The following is a 7,847-nucleotide window of genomic DNA, read 5'->3' as shown; positions in this document are numbered from 1 at the left end:
GCACTTAAAATTTACCCACATTTTAACAGCCACATTCAACAACGACCATGAAAATAATTATATAAAAACAAGTCAACACTATTCAGGGATTGGCATTTGATGCTAATACTCAATCATTAATTCATAAAAAGTTATTAACGCATTCACTGAATTCACCAATTCACCAAATTCACTCATTGCGTGATGTAGGATGCAAGATGCAGGATGTTTATAATGGGTGCAGGAAGCAAGGGTGCAAGGTGCATGGTGCAAAGGTGCAAGGATGAAGGAGTTTTGATGCTAATACTCAATCATTAATTCATAAAAAGTTATTAACGCATTCACCAATTCACTCATTCACCAAATTCACTCATTGCGTGATGTAGGATGCAAGATGTTTATGATGGGTGCAGGATGCAAGGGTGCAAGGTGCAAGGATGCAGGCTGTAATAGCGAATAGTTAATAGTTAATTTTGCGTCTAGCGTCTAGCGTCTATCGTCTATCGTACAAACATCCATCATCCATCGCCCAACATTTTACCGAAAATATACCACTACGGTGCCCGATTGATGGTGAAGTATTTCTTTGTTCTGAAACTCCAGATGGGTTTGGCTTTCCAGCACGTCGTGGACCATTTGCTGCAAAACGCCGTCGCCGATTCCGTGGATGATCTCCAGTTTTTTCAGGTTGTTTTTCCGGCAGTAATCGATGGTGGTCAGGAGTTTTTCTTTTTGAAGAAAAAGCCGGTCAAAGGAGTTGTAACCGGCGGGATTCTGTACCAGATGTTCGAAATGCAGATCCAGCACAAAAGGTTTCTTATCATGCTTTTTAGAAACGGGTTTTGACAGTTCTTTTTTATGAACGGTTTTTATCTGTTCATAAATTTCCGCCTGCTGCAGAATGAGTTCAGCAGCATTGTATTCATACCGGAATCCGTGCTCATCTTCAATCGTCACTTTTTTTCCTTTGATGCTCATGATTTTCCCTTTCAGGTTGTCATCGATTACCGAAACGGGGTCGCCTGTTTTCATGTTTTTCCTTATTTTGCAAAATTAAGGAAATTGAAATAGAGAATCCCCAGAGAGGTGAAAATTTAATTTTGCTGAGAGCCTGTTTAAATTTCATCAAAATTAATTTCCCAAACCCTTACTTCGGCTTCGCTCAGCATAAAAAAGGGCGTAATTTTGATGAAATTTTCAGAGAATTTTTCCACCTTTTAGGGTTGGGAAAAAGAAAAATTCTTTGAAAATTTGATTTTTGAATAATTTTTAAACAGGCTCTGAAGGTTTTTCAAAAGATCAAAGGGGGTAGTTCAATTTCGGATGCCAATGGTAAATGATTTCTATTCTTAAATCCCGTATCAAAATTTAAAAGATTTGACCATTTTCTTTTCGCCTCCGGCTACGGTAAGTTATCCGGTATTCCAAAAGTTGGGGTTGGTTTTTATCAAAATACAGTTTCCGTGTAAATTTTACTCTATTTAATTAAAACAGGAAACCCTGAGAATGGGTTTGTGCGCTGTGAGTTAAAGAAATTTCGCAGCCTGACTTGACTGTATTTTCTGGTCGGTGAGATAAGGTTTTTGATTGTTTGTTACAGAAGAAAGAAATAATTTATACTTATTCATGTTAAATTAATACATTATTCATAATTAATGTGATAATATTCACTAAGTTTGGCAACTAATTAAAAATTCAATATTTTATGAAAACAAATTTATTTTTGCGGCGACTGCTCTTATTGTGGGTATTCGCTTTTTCTGCCAGCCTTTGGGGGCAGACAGATATTATCACACCGCGCTCAGTGGTCCCAGGCTTTTCTAATTGGATCGATACTGATGTAGCAGGAGGAAGCAGCTACCCACAGCTCCTGAAAAGTACGTCTTCTATGATTACTCCAGCCATGAATTTTGATTCATATAATGGAGAGACACTAACTTTTAGGGCTAGAACTTTTGGTGGGAGTAACGCCGTTGAAAATATAATTACAGTATGGATTTCTGTTGATGATGGAGTAAGCTGGAAGAATTTGGGAACACGAACCCCTTTAACTAGCTCTATGGTCGCACAAACTGGCTTTGATTTAAGTGAATACAATGGAACAAAAGTGAAGGTGAAATTCACAGTTGCAGGCACCTCTAATACTGTAGGTTCGGGATTAGATTTTATTACCATAAAAGGAAATATGATCGTTTCAGGTCCTAATTTAGCCATTAGCGGAACACCGGTAAATCATGGAAATTCCTGTATTGGTGTTCCTACCAGCAAGGTACAGTACACAATTAAGAACAATGGTACAGTAGATGCGGAAAATGTATCTGTACTTTCTTCCGGAGCCAATGCCTCTGATTTTGTAGTCAGTGGTCTGTCTTCCACTACCATTGCAGCTGGTGCCTCTGCAACGTTTAATGTTACATTTACGCCTTCAGCGTCGGGTGCTAGAGCAGCAGTAGTGACTGTAAGCAGTACTACCACGGACAGTAACAGTCCAATGCTTAATCTGACGGGAACTGGGAATGCTACCGTTGCAGGTACTGTGACGACTTCCGCAGAAACTAATGTAGGAAATATTGCCGTTCAGTTGAATGGAAATGTAACCGCTTTAGGGGTTTGTCCCGATACTACCGAAAAAGGATTCGTTTGGGGAGTTAATGCTGATCCAACTGTTTCTGATAATTCAGCTGCAGTTTCTGGTGTAGCAACCGGCACTTTTAACTATCATTTAACTGGACTTGCTGCCAATACGGTTTATCATTACCGGGCTTATATTAAAGATGCTAATAATGTTTACACGTACGGTGCCGACAGACAATTTACCACTTTAGCTGTTGCTGATCATTTGGCTTTTGTCAATGTTCCGGCAACCGGAAGTGTGAACAGTAATTTGGTTGCTTTTAGTGTAGAAGCGCGCAGACCTGATAACAGTGTCGATACTTCTTATATGGGAAGTGTTGTTTTAAGCAAAGCTTCAGGAACTGGCATACTTTCCGGAACAACCACCAAGGCTTTTGTGAACGGAGTTGCTGCTTTTAGTGATATTCAATTTGATGCGGTGGGAACTTATAGTCTGCATGGAAATCATGATAGTTTTGCACAAATTACTTCGGGGGCTATTACCGTTGCAGTTGGACCTTGCTTTAGTGAAGACTTTTCATCAATTACTACTGGAAATAGCACAAGTACTTCGGGTTCTAATACGGCGTGGGTTGGGAATGTTAACTTTCCAACGGTAGAGGTAGTGTACCAAGCAGGTAGCTCAGTTAGATTAGGCTCAGGATCAAATAGTGGATCAATTACTTCTAAAGTTTTAACTCAAATTGGAGGTGATGTTACGGTGTCATTTGATGTGAAAGGATGGACAACTGTTGAGGGGGATATTATTTTAACATTCGGAGGTCAATCGAAAACCATTACATATTTGGCAAAAATTGCTGATGCATTTGAAAGTAAATCCATAACATTTACAAATATCCCTCTTGGTTCAACTTTAAAAATAGCAACTTCTGCAAAACGTGCATTTATTGATAACGTTAATGTTTCGTGTGGTACTGCAACAGTATGGAACGGCACCGCCTGGTCAAATGGAGTTCCAGATGCAACCAAGGATGTAATCATCGCGAATGACTATCACGAAGTTGAAACACCAATTGAAGCGAAGTCTGTAACTGTTAATGAAGGCGCTTCCTTAATTGTAAATAAATATGTAAACACAGGCGATGTAGTCAATAATGGCGAAATCACCGTTGCCAATAATGCAAACTTTGTACAAACCGGTACTTTTACTGCCGGAGCGGATTCTACTTTCAAAGTGGACAGAACGACTAAGAAAGTGAAACGTCTGGATTATAACTCGTGGAGCAGTCCAATGAAAACTTCAACCCAGACTTTGAAACAGTTCTCTCCGGCAACATTAGATGAAAGATTCTTAACCTATAATGACGGAAAATATGGGAAGGTTGACAATCCATCTGTGGAGAAATTTGAGCCGGGACAGGGTTATCTGATCCGTACTCCAAATAATTATACTTCCGAGGATCCGGGGGTAGAATTCCAGGGAGTATTTGAAGGAAAAGTACCAAACTCAGGTGATATTACTTATTCGGCGGCTGCTGTTACAGGATCATATGTTTTCCTGGGTAATCCTTATCCGAGTGCCATCAGTATGGAAGACTTTAAAACGGCGAATTCGCAAATCAGCGGCACTTTCTACATCTGGAACAGTGAAGCGAAAATGATTGATAATGTTTATTCAGGAAATATTTATATCACCCACACCTCAATGGGATCTAATCCGGTAGGTTCGCCATTTTATGTGCCGGTTGGTCAGGGCTTTTTCGTGGATCGTGGCGTAACAAATACCAATTCTTTCATTTTCAATGACGGAATGAGAAGAACTGCTGATACAGGGACTTTTGGCAAAGCAACCGGTTCAGACCGGTTCTGGTTACAGATGGCGGCTCCGTCGGGTACAAAACCGCAGTTGCTTATTGGTTTCACACCGGATGCCTCTGCAGGATATGATGCAGGGTATGATGCAAAAATGTTTGGCGGTAATGCCGATGTGATCTACTCAACTGTTGATGACAAGTCATTGGTTATTAATGCGCTGGGAGCTTTCAGTACTGGTGATGTCGTAAATGTTACGGCCAATTTCCTTGCTGCCGGTAACTACACGATGAGTATCGCTCAGAAAGAGGGAATCTTCGCCAATGGCCAAAAAATTTATCTGAAAGACCACGTGACCGGAACGGAGACCGAATTAACTGCCGGTGATTACACCTTCGCAGCTACCGCAGGACTGCAGGCCGACAGATTTACAGTAACTTTCAGCAAAGGCGTTTTGGCGGCTGCTGATATTGTAAAAGGAAAAGCGAAAATCTTCGCTGACCGGGCGGTGATTTACGCGAAAGCACCTTCTCCAATCGCAACCATAGAAGTATATGATATGAGTGGAAGATTAATGCAGACGGTTTCCGGGAAGCGGGCTACTGATCTTTCATTCTCTGTAAACCATAACGGAATGGTGGTCGTGAAAATGACTTTGGAAAATGGAGAAATTACAACCAATAGATTACTTTTAAAAAAATAAAAAACAATGAAAAAAATAAGCACCATATTATTAATTACAGCACTTTCAGGTTTTGTATTTGCACAGAAAGGAAATGCGTTTTCAAAAAGTTTCGACAGTAATAACCGGCCTGCAGATGAGGCGAATGCTGACCCGGGCAGTGGCGGCGCTGATGGCGCTGATCCTGCTCCCATAGACGACTACCTTCCCCTCCTCGCTATAGCGGGGGCCGGAATGGCCCTTTATTTTGGCAGAAAAAAATACATCCTGACCAAATAAATAATTAATTATTGATTCAGAAGACTTCTCCCCGTGAGAGGTCTTCTTTTTTTTGGTAAAGATGAGAAGTGAGGTCTTACTTAAACATGAGACCGAGGGACGGCCCTCAACAGTTCACTAATTTTCTTCCGCAAATGAATACAGTCTTGTCCCGACCGTTCGGGATTGTTACTTTTGCATCAGGGCAAAATAAAAGAAATAAGAAAAATCAATACTAACCCTCCACTTCATTTTCTAACCCATGAATGAAAAAAAATCATACACCTTTCTGGAAATCAAACAAAAGCTGGTCAACTACTGCGTTTATCAGGACCGCTGTCACCAGGAAGTGGAGCAGAAGATGTGGGATTATCTATTGATTCCGGAAGCCAAAGAGGAGATCCTTCTTTATCTGATGAAGGAAAATTATCTCAATGAAGAGCGCTTTACCCGCAGCTATATCCGCGGAAAATTCTACATGAAATCCTGGGGACGGAACAAAATCCGGAATCATCTTAAATTCAAAGGAGTACCGGAAAAACTCATCAACAGTTGTTTTAACGAAATTGACGAAGATGATTATCACAAAACCTTAGCTAAATTATACCACAGTTACCACTCCAAAATAAAAGGCCTGCAGGTTTACCAGAAAAATTCCAAAACCATTAAGTACTTGATGGGTAAAGGGTTTGAATATGAGGAAATTCTGCAGGTGATGCAGGATGAAGAGAAGGGTTGATTGCTGAGGGGTGCTATTGAGTGTTTGGGTATTTGAGTGTTTGGGTATTTGAGTTTTTGGATGATTGAAAAGCGGCGATATTGCGGGTGGAGGGAAGCAGTGTGTTAATGAGGGTTTCCGTAGCAAGAATATCTTTTTTTATTAAGTTCTTTTGTCTTGAAACAAAAGAACCAAAAGTTCAAGACTGGATCTTTTTGCTAAAAAATGAAGATTTCTTCCAAGAAAATCCCCAAACTCGGGCGGAAACAAGATTTGTTATCGATTAAAGTTATTTGCCGCCCTCGAACAGTGGGGATTTTTGACATTATGTTCGTTTGAAGATTTGGATGGGAAGAAATCTTCATTTTTGCCTCCTGTTCTTATATTTTTATTTGAATCGGCGAATCTCTTCGAGATTTCTTAACGCAAAAATCTCCTAAGTCGACACTCCAGGGAAAAACAGTTTTTCATTGAAAAGGTGGCGTTATTGCGGGTGGAGGGAAGCAGTGTGTTAATGAGGGTTTCCGTAGCAAGAATATCTTTTTTTATTAAGTTCTTTTGTCTTGAAACAAAAGAACCAAAAGTTCAAGACTGGATCTTTTTGCTAAAAAATGAAGATTTCTTCCGAGAAAATCCCCAAACTCGGGCGGAACCAAGATTTGTTATCGATTAAAGTTATTTGCCGCCCTCAAACAGTGGGGATTTTTAGGCGTTATGCTCGTTTAAAAAGTTGGATGGGAAGAAATCTTCATTTTTCTTAACGCAAAAATCTCCTAAGTCAACACTCCAGGTAAAAACAGTTTTTTATTAAAAAGCGGCGTCATTTCGAGGAGGAACGACGAAGCAATCTGTTAATCAGGATTTCCATAGCAAGAGTATCTTTTTTTTAAGTTCTTTTGCTTCCTTTGTTTTTTAATGGAATCAGCGGACCATTTTTTGGATCTTTTTACTAAAAAATGAAGATTTCTTCCGAGAAAATCCCCAAAATTTATCTCGTCCTTAAGACGAGACTCGGGCGGAAACAAGATTTGTTATCGATTAAAGTTATTTGCCGCCCTCAAACAGTGGGGGTTTTTAGGCGTTATGCTCGTTTAAAAAGTTGGATGGGAAGAAATCTTCATTTTTCTTAACGCAAAAATCTCCTAAGTCGACACTCCAGGGAAAAACAGTTTTTCATTGAAAAGGTGGCGTTATTGCGGGTGGAGGGAAGCAGTGTGTTAATGAGGGTTTCCGTAGCAAGAATATCTTTTTTTATTAAGTTCTTTTGTCTTGAAACAAAAGAACCAAAAGTTCAAGACTGGATCTTTTTGCTGAAAAATGAAGATTTCTTCCGAGAAAATCCCCAAAATTTATCTCGTCCCTAAGACGAGACTCGGGCGGAAACAAGATTTGTTATCGATTAAAGTTATTTGCCGCCACTCGAGCAGTGGGTTTATTTTTTACTTTTTGTCTTGACACAAAAAGTAACAAAAAAGTCAAGACTGGATCTTTTTGCTAAAAAATGAAGATTTCTTCCGAGAAAATCCCCAAACTCGGGCGGAACCAAGATTTGTTATCGATTAAAGTTATTTGCCGCCCTCAAACAGTGGGGATTTTTAGGCGTTATGCTCGTTTAAAAAGTTGGATGGGAAGAAATCTTCATTTTTGCCTCCTGTTCTTATATTTTTATTTGAATCGGCGAATCTCTTCGAGATTTCTTAACGCAAAAATCTCCTAAGTCGACACTCCAGGTAAAAACAGTTTTTTATTAAAAAGCGGCGTCATTGCGGGCGCAGGGAAATAATCTGCTAATGAGGATTCCAGTAGCAAAAGAATCTTTTTATT

4 protein-coding genes are annotated in these 7,847 nt (G+C 39.8%); 3 read left to right on the top strand and 1 reads right to left on the bottom strand.

Annotated elements, in window-relative coordinates; all coding sequences use genetic code 11:
* Positions 1–516: 516 nt before the first annotated feature.
* Entirely contained in the window at positions 517–1,011 is a 495-nt protein-coding gene (locus QF004_RS13410) for a Smr/MutS family protein (protein ID WP_307427276.1), read from the bottom strand.
* 673 nt (positions 1,012–1,684) lie between these two features.
* On the opposite strand from QF004_RS13410, the gene QF004_RS13405 reads away from it, so the two are divergent.
* From QF004_RS13405 to QF004_RS13395, 3 genes are all read left to right on the top strand, one after another.
* The gene (locus QF004_RS13405) at positions 1,685–5,068 is read left to right on the top strand and encodes a choice-of-anchor D domain-containing protein (RefSeq protein WP_307427273.1); all 3,384 of its coding nucleotides are present in this window, start codon (positions 1,685–1,687) and stop codon (positions 5,066–5,068) included.
* A 6-nt stretch (positions 5,069–5,074) separates the two neighbouring features.
* The gene (locus QF004_RS13400) at positions 5,075–5,326 is read left to right on the top strand and encodes a hypothetical protein (RefSeq protein ID WP_307427271.1); all 252 of its coding nucleotides are present in this window, start codon (positions 5,075–5,077) and stop codon (positions 5,324–5,326) included.
* 241 nt (positions 5,327–5,567) lie between these two features.
* The gene (locus tag QF004_RS13395) at positions 5,568–6,044 is read left to right on the top strand and encodes a regulatory protein RecX (RefSeq protein WP_307427268.1); all 477 of its coding nucleotides are present in this window, start codon (positions 5,568–5,570) and stop codon (positions 6,042–6,044) included.
* Positions 6,045–7,847: the final 1,803 nt, after the last annotated feature.

The sequence above is a fragment of the Chryseobacterium sp. MDT2-18 genome (assembly GCF_030815285.1).
GTDB classification, from domain to species: domain Bacteria; phylum Bacteroidota; class Bacteroidia; order Flavobacteriales; family Weeksellaceae; genus Kaistella; species Kaistella salivictor.
Note: the sequence above shows the minus strand (reverse complement) of the source record. Positions and strands in the feature narration are given on the sequence as shown.

Coding starts and splice junctions, on each gene's coding strand:
- QF004_RS13410 (WP_307427276.1), bottom strand. CDS start 1,011: ATGAAAACAGGCGACCCCGTTTCGGTAATCGATGACAACCTGAAAGGG.
- QF004_RS13405 (WP_307427273.1), top strand. CDS start 1,685: ATGAAAACAAATTTATTTTTGCGGCGACTGCTCTTATTGTGGGTATTC.
- QF004_RS13400 (WP_307427271.1), top strand. CDS start 5,075: ATGAAAAAAATAAGCACCATATTATTAATTACAGCACTTTCAGGTTTT.
- QF004_RS13395 (WP_307427268.1), top strand. CDS start 5,568: ATGAATGAAAAAAAATCATACACCTTTCTGGAAATCAAACAAAAGCTG.